General features: G+C 55.3%; 16 protein-coding genes. 8 read left to right on the top strand and 8 right to left on the bottom strand.

Annotated elements, in window-relative coordinates; genetic code table 11:
• Window positions 1-151: 151 nt before the first annotated feature.
• From BLR97_RS16505 to BLR97_RS16485, 5 genes are all read left to right on the top strand, one after another.
• Window positions 152-1354, top strand: coding sequence for a quaternary amine ABC transporter ATP-binding protein (locus tag BLR97_RS16505; RefSeq protein WP_089707622.1), 1203 nt, complete (start codon window positions 152-154; stop codon window positions 1352-1354).
• Window positions 1354-2184 carry an ABC transporter permease gene (locus tag BLR97_RS16500; protein WP_089707621.1) on the top strand — a complete coding sequence of 277 codons (831 nt, stop codon included), beginning with the start codon at window positions 1354-1356 and terminating at the stop codon, window positions 2182-2184. The genes BLR97_RS16505 and BLR97_RS16500 overlap by 1 nt, the downstream gene beginning before the upstream one ends.
• A gap of 126 nt (window positions 2185-2310) precedes the next feature.
• Window positions 2311-3183: a glycine betaine ABC transporter substrate-binding protein gene (locus tag BLR97_RS16495; RefSeq protein WP_089707620.1), complete on the top strand. Its 873-nt coding sequence runs from the start codon at window positions 2311-2313 to the stop codon at window positions 3181-3183.
• Window positions 3184-3319: 136 nt separating this feature from the next.
• A complete protein-coding gene (locus BLR97_RS16490) occupies window positions 3320-3742 on the top strand; it encodes a universal stress protein (RefSeq protein ID WP_089707619.1) in 423 nt (140 codons plus the stop codon).
• 36 nt (window positions 3743-3778) lie between these two features.
• Entirely contained in the window at window positions 3779-5446 is a 1668-nt protein-coding gene (locus tag BLR97_RS16485) for a BCCT family transporter (RefSeq protein WP_089707618.1), read from the top strand.
• A gap of 119 nt (window positions 5447-5565) precedes the next feature.
• Here BLR97_RS16485 and BLR97_RS16480 read toward each other — a convergent pair whose 3' ends face one another.
• The 3 genes from BLR97_RS16480 to BLR97_RS16470 form a co-directional block, all read right to left on the bottom strand.
• Window positions 5566-6291 (bottom strand): 3'-5' exonuclease, encoded by a 726-nt coding sequence (locus BLR97_RS16480; protein WP_089707617.1) that lies wholly within the window; start codon window positions 6289-6291, stop codon window positions 5566-5568.
• 1 nt (window position 6292) lies between these two features.
• Window positions 6293-8203, bottom strand: coding sequence for a DUF294 nucleotidyltransferase-like domain-containing protein (locus tag BLR97_RS16475; RefSeq protein WP_089707616.1), 1911 nt, complete (start codon window positions 8201-8203; stop codon window positions 6293-6295).
• A gap of 229 nt (window positions 8204-8432) precedes the next feature.
• Window positions 8433-8822 carry a DUF4168 domain-containing protein gene (locus BLR97_RS16470; protein WP_089707615.1) on the bottom strand — a complete coding sequence of 130 codons (390 nt, stop codon included), beginning with the start codon at window positions 8820-8822 and terminating at the stop codon, window positions 8433-8435.
• A gap of 138 nt (window positions 8823-8960) precedes the next feature.
• Between BLR97_RS16470 and BLR97_RS16465 the strand changes: the two genes are divergently transcribed.
• Together BLR97_RS16465 and BLR97_RS16460 are read left to right on the top strand one after the other, a co-directional pair.
• Entirely contained in the window at window positions 8961-9893 is a 933-nt protein-coding gene (locus BLR97_RS16465; RefSeq protein ID WP_089707614.1) for a DMT family transporter, read from the top strand.
• Between the two features lie 29 nt (window positions 9894-9922).
• A complete protein-coding gene (locus tag BLR97_RS16460; protein WP_479694210.1) occupies window positions 9923-10696 on the top strand; it encodes an EAL domain-containing protein in 774 nt (257 codons plus the stop codon).
• Window positions 10697-10727: 31 nt separating this feature from the next.
• On the opposite strand, the gene mtgA is transcribed toward BLR97_RS16460, so the two are convergent.
• From mtgA to BLR97_RS16440, 4 genes are all read right to left on the bottom strand, one after another.
• Complete coding sequence (gene mtgA, locus BLR97_RS16455) at window positions 10728-11456, bottom strand: monofunctional biosynthetic peptidoglycan transglycosylase (RefSeq protein WP_089707613.1); 729 nt, start codon at window positions 11454-11456, stop codon at window positions 10728-10730.
• 9 nt (window positions 11457-11465) lie between these two features.
• Window positions 11466-12320: an S-formylglutathione hydrolase gene (gene fghA, locus BLR97_RS16450; protein ID WP_089707612.1), complete on the bottom strand. Its 855-nt coding sequence runs from the start codon at window positions 12318-12320 to the stop codon at window positions 11466-11468.
• Between the two features lie 73 nt (window positions 12321-12393).
• Window positions 12394-13503, bottom strand: a complete 1110-nt coding sequence (locus BLR97_RS16445) for an S-(hydroxymethyl)glutathione dehydrogenase/class III alcohol dehydrogenase (protein WP_089707611.1) — start codon at window positions 13501-13503, stop codon at window positions 12394-12396.
• A 55-nt stretch (window positions 13504-13558) separates the two neighbouring features.
• Window positions 13559-14539 carry an MBL fold metallo-hydrolase gene (locus BLR97_RS16440; protein WP_244511343.1) on the bottom strand — a complete coding sequence of 327 codons (981 nt, stop codon included), beginning with the start codon at window positions 14537-14539 and terminating at the stop codon, window positions 13559-13561.
• A 202-nt stretch (window positions 14540-14741) separates the two neighbouring features.
• On the opposite strand from BLR97_RS16440, the gene BLR97_RS16435 reads away from it, so the two are divergent.
• Window positions 14742-15638 carry a LysR family transcriptional regulator gene (locus BLR97_RS16435; protein WP_089707610.1) on the top strand — a complete coding sequence of 299 codons (897 nt, stop codon included), beginning with the start codon at window positions 14742-14744 and terminating at the stop codon, window positions 15636-15638.
• Here the strand turns inward: BLR97_RS16435 and BLR97_RS16430 are convergent.
• Window positions 15619-16986 (bottom strand): L-serine ammonia-lyase, encoded by a 1368-nt coding sequence (locus BLR97_RS16430; protein WP_089707609.1) that lies wholly within the window; start codon window positions 16984-16986, stop codon window positions 15619-15621. The genes BLR97_RS16435 and BLR97_RS16430 overlap by 20 nt on opposite strands.
• Window positions 16987-17153: the final 167 nt, after the last annotated feature.

The raw sequence follows: 17153 nt of genomic DNA, 5'->3' as shown, positions 1-17153 counted from the left end.
TAGTCCACTTATGTATAATAATCGATAATCCTTTTAAGACTTCACCCACTATTTCTCTTTATGGGTGGCGATGTTCGCTGGCCTTTCGGGCAGCTTTTTTTATGTCCGAAGAGGCGGCGCCATCCCGCTCAGCTGACAAAAGGCATCGCCGATGGATGAGACACGTAACGTCAAAATTCAAGTAAAGGGCGTCAGCAAGGTTTTTGGCAAAAACCCCAAAAGCGCCCTTGAGCTTCGCGACCAGGGCTTAAAACGCCCTGAAATTCTTGAAAAAACCGGCCAAACCCTCGGGCTTTCTAACATCTCATTTGATGTCTACGAAGGCGAATTATTGGTGATTATGGGCCTATCGGGGTCGGGTAAATCAACCTTAATCCGCTGCCTTAACCGGCTCATCGACATCAGTGATGGGGATATCATCATCGACGACGAGCACATCCCGTCGTTGAGTGTTAAAGAACTGCTTGAGTGCCGCCGTCGGCACTTCTCGATGGTATTTCAGAACTTTGCCCTTTTCCCCCACAAAACGGTGCTGCAAAACGCCCAGTTCGGTTTGGAAATCCGTGGTATCGCTCCCGCCGAACGCGACAAAACGGCCCGCGAAGCCCTCACCCAGGTAGGGCTGGACGGCTGGGAGGATGCTTATCCCAACCAGCTATCCGGTGGCATGCAGCAGCGGGTTGGTCTGGCGCGCGCCCTGGCTAACGATGCCAGCGTACTGCTAATGGACGAAGCATTTTCGGCACTGGATCCTTTGATCCGTAAAGAGATGCAGGAAGAACTGCTACAGCTGCAGTCGAGAATGCAGAAAACCACCGTTTTCATTACCCACGATTTAGACGAGGCGCTTAACATCGGCGACCGCATCGTGCTGTTGAAAGACGGTGAGGTGGTGCAGATCGGCACCCCCGAACAGATCCTGACCCAGCCAGCCGATGACTATGTTCGGCGTTTCATCGAAGGGGTTGACCGCTCGCGCATTCTAACCGCCGAGAGCGCCATGCGCCCCGTGCGGACAACTGCTCGAAATGGCGATGGCCCGCGCACTGCGCTGCACCGTATGCGTGAAAACAGCGTGGACTCGATTTACGTGACCGATCGCGATCGCCATCTGCAAGGCCTACTTGAGGCCGAAGAAGCCAGCCGTGCGGTCGACGCAGGGGCCGATACGATAAGCGACTACTTAACCCAAGACTTCCGCACAGTGACGCGTGACGAGCCGCTCCAAAACCTCTTTGCTATGTTCAGCGAAAAGAGCTTCCCGATTGCCGTGGTCGACGATGAGAAGCGGCTGCTTGGCGTCGTAGTAAAAGGGGCAGTCCTCGATGAACTAGCTCGGGCAGGAGATCAATAATGGAAATTCAGAGCATCCCGTTAGGTGATTGGATTGAAGGCGGCCTTACGTGGCTCACCACTGAATACTCAGTGGTTACACGGGCCATTTCTCGCGTTACCCAAACAGGTATCGAAGGGCTCAACGCAGGCCTTATGTGGCTTCCCGTATGGGGCTTATTAGCACTTGTTGCGCTACTCTGCTGGAAGGCCGCATCACCTCGCTTAGCCATTGGCGCAGCCGCAGGCATGGCCTTGATCTGGAACCTGGGGCTTTGGGATCCGATGATCGAGACCCTAACCCTGGTGGTGATCGCCACGTTAGTGGCCGTGGTGATTGCCATTCCAGTGGGGATCTTGGCCGCGCTTTCCAATCGCTTGTACCGCGTCATCATGCCGGTACTCGATTTCATGCAGACCATGCCGGCCTTCGTTTACTTGATCCCGGCCATCCCCTTCTTCGGCATTGGCTCGGTCTCGGCGATTTTTGCCACGGTGATTTTCTCCATGCCGCCGGCCATTCGTTTTACTACGCTTGGGATTCGTCAGGTGCCTGTTGAGCTGATTGAAGCCGCCGACGCCTACGGGGCCAATCGCCGCCAAAAGCTCATTAAAGTGCAATTGCCGCTATCGCTGCCGACCGTTATGGCGGGGATCAACCAAACCATTATGCTCGCGCTTTCCATGGTGGTTATCGCGGCCATGATCGGGGCCGATGGCCTGGGCAGCGAAGTCTGGCGTGCCATTCAACGGTTGCGCCCGGGCGACGGCTTTGAAGCCGGTATCGCAGTCGTTATCCTGGCCATGATCCTCGACCGGCTGACCCAATCGTTGACCAAATCGCGCCGTTAACAGCCTATACTGACTCTTTGCGTCACACAGGCGTTGGAGGGCAAAACTTGCACAGCATGGGCTTCATGCGCATGCTGTGAGTGATACAAAGAAAGTACGACATTATCCATCAGTAGGAGCAAGTGAATGAAAACACGCATGCTAAATCAACGCATCCGCCTCGCCTCGTTGGCACTCGTTTCAAGCGCCGGCCTTGTCGCTGGCGGCATGGTTCAGGCCGACGAGAAAGGCACCGTTAACCTTGCTTACGTCGAATGGTCCTCTGAAGTGGCGTCGACCAACGTCGTGCGCGCTGTGCTCGAACAAGCGGGCTACGAAGTCGACATGACCTCCTTGTCCGCCGCTGCGATGTTCCAAGCGCTTTCTACCGGCGATGCCGACGCCATTGTGGCCGCTTGGCTGCCGTCGACCCATGAAAATTACATGGAGCGAGTGGGCGATAACGTTGAAGACCTCGGCCAGAACCTGGACGGCACCAAGCTGGGCCTCGTGGTACCTGAGTATACCGACGTTGACTCCATCGCCGACCTGAACGACAACGCTGACGCCTTTAACGGCGAGATTATCGGTATTGATCCTGGTGCGGGCCTGATGTCCCTCACCGAAGAGGTAGTGGATACCTATGATCTTGATCTTCAACTACGCAGCGGCAGCGGTGCTACGATGACCGCAGCGCTTTCAAGCGCTATTTCAAACGAAGAAGACATCGTGGTGACAGGCTGGACACCGCACTGGATGTTTGCCCGCTTTGACGTGAAGTACCTGGAAGACCCAGAGAACGTTTACGGTGGCGCAGAGCAAATTCACACGGTTGTACGTAATGGCTTAGAAGAAGACATGCCTGAAGCCTATGCCATTCTCGATGCCTTCGAGTGGACCCCTGAGCAAATGGGCGAAGTCATGCTCATGAATCAGGAAGAAGACAGCAACCCCTACGAAAATGCTAAGCAGTGGGTCGAAGATAACCAGGACGTGGTAGAGGAATGGCTTAACAGCTAATTCCAAACCTGGTAGATAGAGCTGAACTGGTGCGTAATTACGCACCAGTTCAGCTTAAATCCGTCTAAACCATAGATATGACCGGCATATATTTTAATAATGTTGATCATTACGAAAGTATATTGAGGAGTTTGCCGTGTTTAATAACATTATGGTGCCCGTTGATCTTGCCCATCTGGACACGCTAGAGCCCGCCTTAAGCGTGGTCGCCGATATGGCCAAACAGTATGACGCTCGCATTACGTACGTCGGCGTCACGGCCAATGCGCCCACCAGCGTTGCCCGCACCCCTCAGGAGTACGAGCAAAAGCTAGAAGCTTTCGCGCAGGATCGGCACAATGTTCATGGACAGCCCGTCAGCACCAAGGTCTACAGCTCGACAGACCCCATCGCCAATGTGGACGACTTGCTGGTGAAAGCTACCAAAGAGACGGGGGCCGACTTAGTCATGATGGCCACTCATTTGCCAAGTCATCTGGATGCTGTCATGCCTTCCCATGGCGGTAAAGTAGCCACACATACCGACGTATCTGTTTTCCTAATTCGTCTGACCCACTAAGCGGCGTAACGTCTTCATAGCTAAGGGAGCAACTTTGTGGATAACAAACCGCAAGACCAATCGCCTGATGAGAATGCCCCTTCGGAGGGTATTCCAGCGCCGGAAGGCGCGGCCAACTTAATTGATACCGATTATGTGATCGGTCAGGACAACATTACCGCTTCTCCAATGGGGATAGACGTTGACCTGCACGGCAAGGTTTTCATCTTCTCTTCAATCGTGATCCTTCTGTTTGTGATCCTGACGCTAGCCCTGCAGGAACAGATGGAGCCGATCTTCAACAGCATGTTCAGCTTCCTGACCACCAACCTGGGCTGGTTTTTCCTGCTCGGGGCTAATGTTTTCGTGGTTCTGGCCTTAGTACTGATCTTTACACCGCTGGGTAAGGTGCGCATCGGCGGCGCTGATGCTACACCGGACTTTGGCTACGCCGGTTGGTTCTCGATGCTGTTCGCCGCTGGCATGGGCATCGGTCTGATGTTCTACGGCGTATCCGAGCCGCTGGGCCATTACGGTACCGCCATGGGGGGCATCACCACTGAAGACGGTGTGCGTACCGATTGGGCGCCGCTAGGTGGCGCTGCGGGTGACCAAGCTGGCGCCATCGATCTGAGCATGGCCGCCACCATCTTCCACTGGGGCTTTCACCCGTGGGGCGCCTACGCCATCGTCGGTCTATCTCTAGCGATTTTTGCCTTTAACAAAGGTCTACCGTTGACCATGCGCTCGATTTTCTACCCAATTCTGGGTGAGCGTATTTGGGGTTGGCCGGGCCACGTGATCGATATCCTGGCGGTGTTTGCCACCCTGTTTGGCCTGACCACCTCGCTAGGCATCGGCGCCACCCAAGCGGCTGGGGGCCTCAACTACCTGTTCGGCATTCCCTCCGGTGATACCACCTTGGTGTTGCTGATCTTGGGGATTACCATCGTGGCTCTTGGCTCTATCTTGCTCGGCGTGGATAAAGGCGTACAGCGCCTCTCACAGCTCAACATGGTACTCGCCGCTTTACTGCTGCTGTTCGTGATTGCCGTGGGTCCGACACTGATGATCGCTACCGGCATAATTGACAACCTGATCGGATATGTGACCCACCTACCGGCGTTCTCAATGCCGTTCGGGCGTGAGGATGCCAATTTCAGTCAAGGCTGGACAGCCTTCTACTGGGCTTGGTGGATTGCCTGGTCACCCTTCGTCGGCATGTTTATCGCCCGGGTTAGCCGCGGTCGTACCGTGCGTGAGTTCCTCATCTCGGTGCTGCTGGTGCCAACGATGGCCTCGGTGGTGTGGATGACCGCCTTCGGTACCACTGCCATTGATCAGGTGGTAAATGAAGGTATCACCGAAGTGCAAGATGCCGCTCTGGAACTACAGCTATTCACCATGCTGGAGTATTTGCCGCTAACCGCCATTACCTCCTTTGTCGGTATCACGCTGGTGATTGTGTTCTTCATCACCTCGTCGGACTCCGGTTCGCTGGTAATCGACTCCATCACCGCCGGCGGCAAGGTGGACGCTCCCAAGCCCCAACGTATCTTCTGGGCGCTGATTGAGGGGGCGCTGGCCATCGCACTGCTGCTGGGTGGTGGCCTGGCCGCACTGCAGACGGCCGCCCTCACCACCGGGCTGCCCTTCACCCTGGTGCTGCTGGTGGGCTGCTACGGTATCGTCAAGGGGCTGATGAGCGAACCGCGAGCTAAATAAAGCGCGCTAATCTCAATAACTAATAGCTTCAATGACTAAGGGCAGCCTTCGTGCTGCCCTTTTTTATGCTTATCTGTTTCATCGATTTACCGTTTTTGCCGGCGGCGCTTTACCATGCATCAACTCCAAAGCGCGCCTAACGGTGTGCTTGGCTCATAGTGGGTAGCAATTTGCGCCTGAAATAGCTCAGCCGTCGCCAGAGCGTCAACTAATGCATGGTGGCCTTGATAGCTAGGTAGCCCATAGCGACGACGGCTGGCATCAAGGCGTATTGATACCGGCGGGCGCCCCAACCAACGACGAAAGCGTGCCCAGAGCTTCTGGCGATAAATGCGCGCTTCAAGCGACATTGTATCGATCACCGGAAACATGACCCCTTCTCCCCGCCGCGCTTTGATAGCCGCATCCAGAAACGGGCGTTCTATGTGGCGGAAATGCACCACGACAATACGTCCGGCGATTGCGTCTAGCAGGGTATCGGTTATCGCCTCTAGATCCGGGGCGTTAGCGATCTCAGAATGGGTGATATGATGAAAGGTAATCGACTTTTCATCGAGCGGTCGCGGTGGTTTCACCACCCAATAGCGACGTTCAGCGAGCTTGATACGCCCAAGCGTAAATGGCACCAAGCCAATACTTACGATGGCGTGGCGACGTTCATCAAGCCCCGTGGTCTCCATATCCAAGGCGACCATCGGCACCTCGGCAATAGGCGTATCCAGGCTCGGCGGAGGCGTCGTGAAAAAACGTTTAAGCGACGGCTCATGACTCACCGCCGCACGTTTTTGCATGTATGCCGCCCAATCTGCCTGGGTGATTTTTTGCCGCGGGCGAATAAGCGTCATTTCAGCGTCCCGCCCGGTGGGCCGGCACCGGATAGCGGAACTTCAGGAATTTTTGCGCATTGCTTAGCACCTGAAAGGCATCCTTAAGCGTGTGCCGCTCGCTGTCGGCGACGTTTTCCGGCTCGATATTGTTATCAGGCACGCGTTCTTCCTCAAGATCGATCACCTGGTGGCGCAGGCGGGACATACACATAAACTCAAAGGCATAGCTTAGCTTGTCGCTCACCCCAGAGGCCAATAGCTGGGTATCGGCAATGGCGTCCAGCCGCTGAAAGGTGTTTTGGGCCTTTGAGCCACAGGCCAAGGCGTGCACGCGGATTAAGTCGACCATGGGGGCGGTTCCCCGGCGCTTTAGATTAATCGAGTTATTGTGCTTGCCATCTTTTTCCATCACGAAGGTGCGGAAGAACCCTAAGGGCGGCGTGCGATTTAGAGCGTTGCGTGCCATGGCCGCTAAAAAGAGCGGCGACTGAGGCGCCTGTTCGGCAATAAGATCCTGCAGAGCCTCAACGAACACGTCCTCGCCGTAAAGACTATCAAGATCAAAAAAGATCGAGCTATGCAGCAGCCTCTCGGGCGTAGGGTTGGCGATCCAGTCGGTAAAGTAGCTTTTCCAGACACTCAGCGGTTGACGCCACTGAGTATTGGTCGCCATCACGTCGCCTTTGCAGTAAGTGTACCCACAGGCGTCCAAACCATCGCTAACGAAGGTCGCCAGCGCTTTAAAATAGGCGTCGTGCTCGTCGGGTACAAAGTCGTCAGAGAGGATCAGCGCATTATCCTGATCGGTGACGATGCTTTGCTCGTTTCTTGCCATCGACCCGTTCACCATGAAGCAATAGGGCACGGGCGGCGGGCCGAGCGACTCCTCAGCGAGTTCCAGCAGGCGGCGGGTAAAACTGCGCCCAATCGTCGACAGCGCGCTCCCCACCATGTGGGAATTAGCCCCTTCCTGTACCATCCTAACAAAAGCAGCGCGCACGTCCGGAGCCAAGCGCGCCAAGCCCTCAACGCTCGATTGGTTGAAAATATTGCTCACCAAATAAAGCCCGCTATGGGTTTCGTAGCGGATAATATCGGAAAGATGCACCACGCCCATCGGTCGCTGACGGTAGAGAACCGGCAAGTGATGAACGTTGTTACGCAGCATGGTGAGCATTGCTTCGTAAATCGAGGCGTCCGACTGAACCGAAATGAGTCGTGGCGACACGACCTCACCCACGGGAGTTTGCGGCGAAAGCCCCTCGGCCACCACACGGGTACGGAAATCGCTATCGGTCAAAATACCGCATACCTGCCAGGTGTGCCCTTCGCTGTCTTGAAAGCTAAAGCGTGGATGTGTGCTGCCCTCTTTAAGCACCAACACCGCCGACGCTTGGGCCAGGCTAACCTGCTCTGCCGCCTTCTGAACCGTGGTGGTTTCTTCAACCATCACGGGGTAACGCGTCACCAGCTTACGAATCCGCGTGACCATCATGTCATTGGATTTCTTTTGCTGCTCGGCAGCGGTTTCCAGGCGGGGGCGTTCTAGCTCAACAAAATCAGCAAAGTCATCGTCGTCGTCGCATAGCTGTTTGAAGACATCGCCGGGAATAAAGTAAATCAGGGTGTCTTCGATGGCGCGGGCAGGGAAATGCACCTTCTGGTCGCGCAGCAAGCTGAAGTGACCAAAGATATCGCCTTCCCCCAGCCGATTGTAAAGCTCACCCTGGCGACGATACACCTCCACCGCGCCACTGCGGATATAGCAAAGGTCGGTCATCGTTTCGTTCAGCGTCAGAATATCGCTGCCGGTTTTAAAGTAACTGACCTCAATCCGGCTGGCGATTTCATCCAATAGGGCGTCGGGGAGCCTATCGAAAGGCGGAAACTGCCCCATATGCTGGCGTACTTCTAATAGTTCAACGTCCATGCTTCCTCCTCATGCCGCAACGATGAGTTCCGCGCCACAACCTCATTCCCAGGCCCTCTTAACAAGAGTGTGGCGCGAAGCTTAAGACGCGTAAACCCCAACCATAAAAAAGCCCGGCGCTGTTGCGCCGGGCTTAGGGAATCGCCTTGTTGCGATATCAGCCAGTCATGTTACAAACACATTTTGCCAACAATGTTATATAACTAGCTATGCAACATGTGGTGACTGCTTACGATTGCGCCATTTCCTGAACACGCTGCATCATTTCAGGATCTTGCTGGATAGTTTGACCAATCGCATTGAAGATATCAACATCCAGGCCGCTATCTTCCACCACTTCGATCATACGCTCATTGGCTTCGGTGCGAACTTCCTGCTGAGCAGATTCATCTTCTGCTTCTTGCAGGCGCTGGGTGTACTCTTGAGAAAGTACCGCAATTTCTTGAGACGCATCGGCAAACTGCTGTAGCTGCTCATCAGAGAAATCTTGGGTTGGCGCTGCTTCTTGAGTGGCCATCGACCCTTGGGTAGATTCCTGATCCTGCTGAGCGTGAGCCGTTGCCGTCATTAGACCGGTCGCGAGTAGAGCGGCAAAAAATAGAGCAGTCATACGTTGCATATAAGAAAACCTCAGTTAACGCGTTATGAATGTGCCTACTAGGACGTGGACGAATTAACGAGGTTCAATTTTTCGTGTAAAAGTATGTAACTAAAAGAGCATTAGATAATTATTGCACCGACCCACATTGAGAGACTTATGAACATTGTTCCATCGTTTATCCGTCAGCGAGACGCTGCGTCGTTAGGATTACTCGCCATGCCCGTGGTGTTTGTACTGCTCTGGAGCACGGGCTTTATTGGGGCCAAGTTTGGTCTTCCTTACGCTGAACCCTTCACTTTTTTGTTTATACGCTTTGCCCTGACGATCCTCCTACTAACGCCCCTTGTATGGATGTTAAAAATTTCCTGGCCTTCATCACCTAAGTTATGGATGCACATCGCTATTTCGGGTCTTCTTGTGCATGGCACATATCTGGGTGGCGTTTTCTACGGTATCGCGCTCGGCATGCCGGCGGGCTTGGCCTCATTATTGGTAGGGCTGCAGCCGCTGCTCACGGCCGCCTGCGCTGGCCCTCTATTGGGTGAGCGCCTGGTCAAGCAGCAATGGCTAGGCTTAGTGCTAGGCTTGGTCGGCATTAGTGCCGTACTCGGCAGCCAACTGGAGCTGGGACAATCGCTGTTCAGTGGTTTTGGCGTGGGCGCTTTGTTAAGTGTGCTAGCGGCACTGGTGGGAATTTCACTGGGTACGCTTTACCAAAAACGCTTTTGTACGCGCATGCCGCTGCTGTCAGGGGCCGTTATTCAATACCTTGCCGCTGGCGGGCTATTGGGGGTCGGGGCACTGCTATTCGAAAGCCGAGACGTCACCTGGTCACTTACTTTTATCTTGACGCTTAGCTGGTTAGTACTGGTTCTTTCAATAGCCGCCATCTTATTACTCATGGCGCTAATCAAAAAAGGCGAAGCATCGCGGGTAGCGAGCCTATTTTACTTGGTTCCCCCCGTTACCGCATTGCAAGCGTGGTGGCTATTCGATGAGCGGCTTTCCTGGGTAGGGCTTGGAGGGATGTTCATTGCCATTGCCGGTGTCGTGCTAACGGTACGTAAACCGCTATCAAAGCGTCATTAACATAACGATATTAATACCCTAGGGTTTGTATGAAAACGTCTGAACATCATCATTGCGCGCGCGTAAACGGGCGCTGTAACCGTTGCGACACCCCGGTTCCTTTTGCCTTTACCATGGCATTCCAACCGATTGTCGATGTTGCTGCGCGGCGAGTGATTTATTATGAAGCGCTGGTTCGCGGCCCTGATGGAGAGTCAGCCGGTAGCATACTTGGGCAGGTCACCGATGAGTTGCTCTATCGATTTGATCAAGAATGCCGAATAAAAGCGATTGAATTAGCCAGCGCGTTAGACATGCAGGCGCGCCTGTCGATCAACTTTTTACCTAATGCGGTTTACGAGCCGGAGGCATGCATCCAAGCCACGCTGGAAACCTCAAAGCGGGTAGGCTGGCCGACCGAACGGCTGAACTTTGAGATTACCGAAACAGAACGCGTCCAAGACCGGCAGCATATGCGTAACATCATCGAAAGTTACCGCGAGATGGGCTTTACCACCTCACTGGACGACTTCGGCAATGGCTACGCTAATCTGGATTTACTCACCGACCTGCGCCCGGACACCCTGAAGATTGACCGCGACATTGTGATGAACTGCGATAGCAATAAGCGCCGCCAGGCAATCCTGCGCAGCTTGGTCGCGTTGGCAAAGACATTGGGCACCCAGCTAGTCGCGGAAGGTGTCGAAACCCGTGATGAATCACGCTGTTTGCTGGCGCTGGGCATCCCGGTACAGCAGGGTTTTTACTTTGCCCGGCCGCAACTCGAAGCGCTGCCTGTCATCGCTGACGAACTATACGACTAACCCAAACAGCGACCATGGCAACGATACCAGGTTAGTTATTAGCCGAGATATGCTGCAAATACTCGGCCCCACCTAAGTTGCGCATCTGTTGACGCACCCATTGGCTGCGTTGCTCCACTTGCGGACTAGGCTGCGATGCGCTTCGCGTGAGAGGGCTAGGCAAAATCGCCGCTAGCAGACTGGCCTGGCGATCTGTTAACGCGCTTGCCGATACGCCGAAATAGTGCTGCGCGGCGGCTTCTAGCCCAAACACTCCGGTATCCCACTCTGCCACGTTGAGATAGACCTCTAAAATTCGCTGCTTGCCCCATAGCAGCTCAATCAAGACCGTAAACCACGCTTCAAATCCCTTACGGATCCAACTTCTACCCGTCCATAAAAAGACATTTTTAGCGGTTTGCTGACTCAGCGTACTCGCCCCTCGTAAACGACCGCCGTCACGGCTGGCCTCTAAGGCACGGCGCAACTCAACGAAATCGAACCCATGGTGGTTGGGAAATCGCTGATCTTCAGCGGCGATAACCGCCACCTTCGCCGAACTGGCGAGTTCTTCCCAACCTCGCCACTCCTGGTGCAAACGTATCGGTTCGCTGTAAACCCAGCTTTGGATTTTACGCTCGACCATCACCATAGAGCCCGGCGGAGGAACCACGCGAAACAGCATCACCAGGCTCACCGACAAGGCCACGAAAAGAAACACGCCACGCCAGACCCACCACCAAAGCCAGCTTGCCAAGCGACGTAGCGCGCGTTTCAACATGCAGCCCCCTCAACGCTTTATCAAGTGGTCAGCATGGTAACGCAGGTGATCGTCGATAAAGGATGCAATAAAGAAATAGCTGTGATCGTAACCCGGTTGCCGACGCAACGTCAGCGGATGGTCGTGTTCTTCGCACACTGCTTCTAAGCGCTCGGGCTGCAGCTGCTCTTCAAGGAATTGATCAGCTTCACCTTGGTCGATAAACAACCGTTGGCGCGAAGCGCCGTTGGCGACTAGCTCGCAGGCATCGTACTGGCGCCACCGCGCCGGGTCATCACCCAGGTAGCTGGAAAATGCCTTTTGGCCCCACGGGCAGTTCATTGGGTTCACAACCGGCGAGAAGGCTGATACAGAACGAAACCGCCCCGGATGGCGCAGCGCCAGAATGAGGGCACCATGCCCGCCCATGGAATGACCGCTGATCGATTCGCGACCGTTCACCGGGAAGTGCTGACGAACCACCGACGGCAACTCCTCGATCACGTAATCATACATACGGTAGTGGGACTTCCACGGGGTCTCAGTGGCGTTGACGTAAAAGCCAGCGCCGGAGCCGAGGTCATAACTTTCATGCTCGCCAGGCAAATCGGTGCCTCGCGGGCTGGTATCAGGGCAGACAATGGCGATGCCCAGCTCCGCGGCCAAGCGATGCGCGCCAGCTTTCTGCATGAAATTTTCGTCGTTGCAGGTCAGCCCCGACAACCACCACAGCAACGGCACCCGTTCCTCTTCCGCTTGAGGCGGTAAATAGACGGCAAAGACCATGTCGCAGTCCAGCGCACGTGAGTAGTGGCGATAGCGCTTGTGCCAACCACCATGACTGCGGTTAGCCGAGACCAATTCTAGGGTTTCACTCATGCTCATGAGCTGGCTCCTTTTAAGCAGCAAAACGCGGCGGGGATCCCCGCCGCGCCCTTTCTTATGCCCTCTATCATACTCAGTAATGCAGTACGGTACGAATGCTCTTACCCGCATGCAGCAGGTCAAACGCCTCGTTAATCTTTTCGAACGGCATATCGTGGGTGATAAAGTCGTCGATATTGAGTTCGCCGTTCATATAGCGCTCAACATAGCCCGGCAGTTCGGTACGGCCTTTTACGCCACCAAACGCCGAGCCTTTCCAGACCCGGCCTGTGACCAGTTGGAACGGGCGAGTAGAGATTTCTTCACCAGCGCCGGCGACACCGATGATGATCGACTCGCCCCAACCTTTGTGGCAGCACTCAAGCGCCGAACGCATGACATTGACGTTGCCGATACACTCGAACGAGTAATCCACCCCGCCGTCGGTCATATCGACGATGACTTGCTGAATCGGGTCGCTGTAGTCTTTGGGGTTGACGAAATCCGTGGCGCCGAACTGCTTGGCCAACTCGAATTTGTCGGGATTGACGTCAATCGCGATGATTTTCGACGCCTTGGCCATGGCGGCCCCTTGGATGACCGCCAGGCCAATCGCGCCCAGACCGAAGACGGCAATCGTCGCGCCAGGCTCCACCTTGGCGGTATTGAGCACCGCGCCAATACCGGTGGTCACGCCGCAGCCCAGCAGGCAGATTTTATCCATCGGCGCTTCTTTGGAAACCACCGCAAGAGATACTTCAGGCAGCACGGTATATTCGCTGAACGTGGAGGTGCCCATATAGTGGTGGAGCATCTTGCCGTCTAACGAAAAACGCGAGGTGCCATCCGGCATTACGCCTTTGCCCTGAGTGGCGCGAACGCTGCCACATAGGTTGGTTTTACCCGATAAACAGAATTTACACTGACCACACTCGGCGGTATAAAGCGGAATGACATGGTCGCCGGGCTTGAGGCTGGTAACGCCCTCGCCAATTTCCTGAACGACCCCGGCGCCTTCGTGACCCAGCACAGCGGGAAAGTTACCTTCTGGATCCGCGCCGGAAAGCGTATAGGCATCCGTATGGCAAACGCTGGTGGCGGCCATTTTGACCAAGACCTCGCCCGCTTTAGGGCCCTCCACATCAATCTCGACGAGTTCTAAGGGCTTACCTGCTTCCAGTGCTACCGCAGCACGTGACTTCATTCTATTGCTCCTTTACAGCCTGTCGGCTCCGCGCCGTTCAGCGCGGGCGTATGATTTACTCGTCGTCGGACGTGACCGGTTGATACTCAATGGGTAGCCACTGATAACCGTCGCCGTCCTCGATAATATGCCCGATACCCGGGAACGGCATATGTGCGCCAGCGACCCAATGCTTGTCGTTGACCGCCTCGTCGAGCACGGCTTCGCGGGTTTCAATCGCCTGAGCCGGGTCGGAGTCGAACTCGATGGCGACCGTGGGATCGTCAAACTGGACGCCGTAGCTATGGACTACATCGCCCCATACCAGCATGGCGTCGTCGTCACCGCGCAACATGAAGCTGGTATGGCCCGGCGTATGGCCGTGGGTGTCCTGGGCCACAATGCCCATCAGCATTTCGTCACCCGGTTCGAAGGGTGTGAAGCGGCCATCTTCCTGATAGGGCGCAACGGCGTCCTGAGCCATCCTGAAAAACGCCTTGCTGCCTTCCTCGGCCTCTTCTTCATGGGATTCGCTGAGCCAGAAATCGGCGTCCTGCTGGCTGGCGCGCAGCTCGGCGTTGGGATAGACGGCCTCACCGTCGCGGGTCAGCCCGCAGACATGATCCGGGTGAAGGTGGGTCATCAGAATGGTATCGACGTCTTCGGGCTGGTAGCCGGACGCGCGAAGATTATCTTCAACATGCCCAAGCGTCGGGCCAAAGCAAGCCGCCGAACCCGCATCCACCAGGACGAGGTTTTCACCGGTATTGATCAAAAAGGCGTTCACGGCAGTCTGCACGCCGTCTTCGGTGTCGATGAACAGCGCATTGAGGTGCTCACGAATATCATCTTGCCCCATGCCCTTGAGCAGCTGGGTTTCAATGGCGGTATACCCGTCGTACAGCGCCGTGACTTCGTGGTCATCGACCATCATCCTGAACCAGCCTGACACCTGCTCGGGCCGTTGATCAGGGGCCGCCACCGCGCTTAACGAAACCCCCATGGTCAGCAGCAACGCTGCTTTGCCGGCGCTTGGAATCAATAAATGCTGAGACACTGATCACCTCCTGGTTTAAAAATAGAGCTGCCCCGCCCGATAGTCCGAGGTTATTCACGGCACGAGGCACTTACTCTACAAAGCTAGTACATAGCGCTTCGATTAATGACAGTGTAGGTCAGCTAGGCGATGGGGATAAAGCGGGATACACTCATAAGATTATTGCCACTGTGCAACAATACACACCAAGCAGGACAGCCTTATGCAACGCTGGGACCGAATTGAAGCTTTTATTGAAGTCGTACGCCACGAGAGTTTCTCGGCAGCGGCTCGCCACCTCAAGGTCTCCACGTCTCACATCAGCCGTCTGGTAAGTCAGTTGGAAAACCAGTTGGGCGTTCAACTGTTGTACCGCACTACCCGTCAGATCCGCTTGACCGATGCCGGGGCTATTTACGTCGAGCACTGTCGGCACTTATTTGACGGCTTACGCGATGCCGAGCAAGCGCTAAGCGAACAGCAGGCCAAACCCCACGGCGTATTAAAGCTCACCTCAGCGACGACCTTCGGCGAGCGCTATATCGCGCCGCTAGTCAATGATTTTCAATGCTTGCACCCCCAGTTGGACGTGCACATGCACTTTACCAATCGTCCGGTCGAACTGATTGATGAAGGATTTGATATTGGCATTCGCATGGGGGTGCTCAGGGATTCGAGTATGATCGCGCGCCGCCTGTGTAAACGTCGCGAGTACATCGTTGGCTCGCAAGCCTACTTTCGCCAAGCGACGCGGCCGCATACGCTCAGCGAATTAAGTCAACACCGCTGCCTGGTGGGCTCGCGGCCTAACTGGCTGTTTGAAGTCAACGGCCAGCAGCGCGAAGTAAAAGTTACCGGCTGTTGGCAGGCAAACTCAGGGCCCGCGTTACTCGATGCCACGCTAAAAGGCCTGGGTATTGCCCAACTGCCTGACTATTATGTGGCGCCTTATCTTGCCAGCGGTGAATTGGTGGCGGTGCTGGAGCCCTTTCAGCATCACGATACAGGGGTATGGGCAGTTTACCCCCGCCACCGCCATCTTTCTCCCAAAATACGCCAGCTGGTGGACTACCTCGTCGCGCATATTGATCAGGTTCTGCCTAACACTCAATGGCGTTAACCGCGAGCCCCCCACGCGATGTTTCTTTGTATTTATCCTGCATATCGCGCCCGGTATCGCGCATGGTGCGGATCACCTTATCAAGCGATATAAAATGCTGGCCGTCGCCGTGCAATGCCATGCGCGCCGCATTAATGGCTTTCACCGACGCAATCGCGTTGCGCTCGATGCACGGCACCTGCACAAGCCCTCCTACCGGGTCGCAGGTTAAACCAAGGTTGTGCTCCAGGCCGATTTCAGCGGCATTCTCAACTTGCGCTGGCGTTCCGCCCAACACTTCGGCCAACCCGGCGGCGGCCATAGCACACGCCGATCCCACCTCGCCTTGGCAGCCGACTTCCGCCCCCGAAATAGACGCATTTTGCTTACATAAAATACCCACCGCTCCGGCGGCAAGTAAAAATTTCACGATATCTTCGGCCCCTGCCTCGGGTTCAAACTTGAGATAATAAGCCAGTACGGCTGGCACGATGCCGGCGGCCCCGTTGGTCGGGGCGGTGACCATGCGCCGACCCGCGGCGTTTTCTTCGTTCACCGCTAGGGCGTAAACATTGACCCAGTCCATGGCCGAAAAGCTCGTTACAATCAGCCGCTGGTCGTCTACCGGATGCAATAACTGCTGATGCACTTGGTGGGCACGACGCCTCACATTCAAGCCACCGGGCAAATAACCGGTAGCACGCAACCCGTTGTCGATACATTCGCGCATGGCCTGCCAAATACGCGCCAGTTCATCGTCAATGCGTGCTTCACTGCGCCATACTCGCTCATTGGCGCGCATCAGTTGACTAATCGATAGCTGGTGTTTGGCGCATTGCGAAAGCAGTTCTTCCGCCGTATTAAACGGGTAGGTAAGGACGGCGTTGTCCTCCCCAGGTCCACCCTGATCGGCCTGGGCCTGATCAACATAAAAACCGCCGCCGAGGGAGTAATAGGTATTGCTCGCCACGCATTCTTCGCCCTGATAGGCGCACAACGTCATGGCGTTAGGATGAAAGTCGAGGCTCTCCGACGACCAGTGGATATCATGCTGGCGCGAGAAATCGACCTGCTGGCCAGCCGCTAGTTCCAGCGGAGTGCCTTCATCCAGCGCTTTTACACGGGCGTCGATGGTCATCGGGTCTATCGCCTCTGGCGTTTCGCCCATCAAGCCCATGATTACAGCGCGGTCGGTTCCGTGGCCTATCCCGGTGGCCGAGAGGGAACCATACAGCGTCACCTCAAGACGACTGACCGACAACGCTTTTAATCCGAGACTGAAATCCCGCGCCGCCCGCATCGGGCCCACTGTGTGCGAACTCGAGGGTCCGATTCCGATCCGAAATAGGTCAAACACGCTGATCGCCATATCCCCCTCCCGTATTCCTTAAGCAATACCTAGTGCTACTTTGCAGTGCAGGTGTATCGACGTCGAGTAGAAGATGCCAATCTCGGCGTGCGGTCATAGAAAGGTGACGATATAATGAACATTCACTATCGGATGTTTATGAACGGCTCGGTTATTTCTATTCACAA

Source organism: Vreelandella arcis (genome assembly GCF_900103865.1).
Taxonomy (GTDB): domain Bacteria; phylum Pseudomonadota; class Gammaproteobacteria; order Pseudomonadales; family Halomonadaceae; genus Vreelandella; species Vreelandella arcis.
Note: the sequence above shows the minus strand (reverse complement) of the source record. Positions and strands in the feature narration are given on the sequence as shown.

Coding starts and splice junctions, on each gene's coding strand:
- BLR97_RS16480 (WP_089707617.1), bottom strand. CDS start 6,291: ATGACGCTTATTCGCCCGCGGCAAAAAATCACCCAGGCAGATTGGGCG.
- BLR97_RS16500 (WP_089707621.1), top strand. CDS start 1,354: ATGGAAATTCAGAGCATCCCGTTAGGTGATTGGATTGAAGGCGGCCTT.
- BLR97_RS16475 (WP_089707616.1), bottom strand. CDS start 8,203: ATGGACGTTGAACTATTAGAAGTACGCCAGCATATGGGGCAGTTTCCG.
- BLR97_RS16495 (WP_089707620.1), top strand. CDS start 2,311: ATGAAAACACGCATGCTAAATCAACGCATCCGCCTCGCCTCGTTGGCA.
- fghA (WP_089707612.1), bottom strand. CDS start 12,320: ATGAGCATGAGTGAAACCCTAGAATTGGTCTCGGCTAACCGCAGTCAT.
- BLR97_RS16505 (WP_089707622.1), top strand. CDS start 152: ATGGATGAGACACGTAACGTCAAAATTCAAGTAAAGGGCGTCAGCAAG.
- BLR97_RS16470 (WP_089707615.1), bottom strand. CDS start 8,822: ATGCAACGTATGACTGCTCTATTTTTTGCCGCTCTACTCGCGACCGGT.
- BLR97_RS16435 (WP_089707610.1), top strand. CDS start 14,742: ATGCAACGCTGGGACCGAATTGAAGCTTTTATTGAAGTCGTACGCCAC.
- BLR97_RS16465 (WP_089707614.1), top strand. CDS start 8,961: ATGAACATTGTTCCATCGTTTATCCGTCAGCGAGACGCTGCGTCGTTA.
- mtgA (WP_089707613.1), bottom strand. CDS start 11,456: ATGTTGAAACGCGCGCTACGTCGCTTGGCAAGCTGGCTTTGGTGGTGG.
- BLR97_RS16445 (WP_089707611.1), bottom strand. CDS start 13,503: ATGAAGTCACGTGCTGCGGTAGCACTGGAAGCAGGTAAGCCCTTAGAA.
- BLR97_RS16460 (WP_479694210.1), top strand. CDS start 9,923: ATGAAAACGTCTGAACATCATCATTGCGCGCGCGTAAACGGGCGCTGT.
- BLR97_RS16430 (WP_089707609.1), bottom strand. CDS start 16,986: ATGGCGATCAGCGTGTTTGACCTATTTCGGATCGGAATCGGACCCTCG.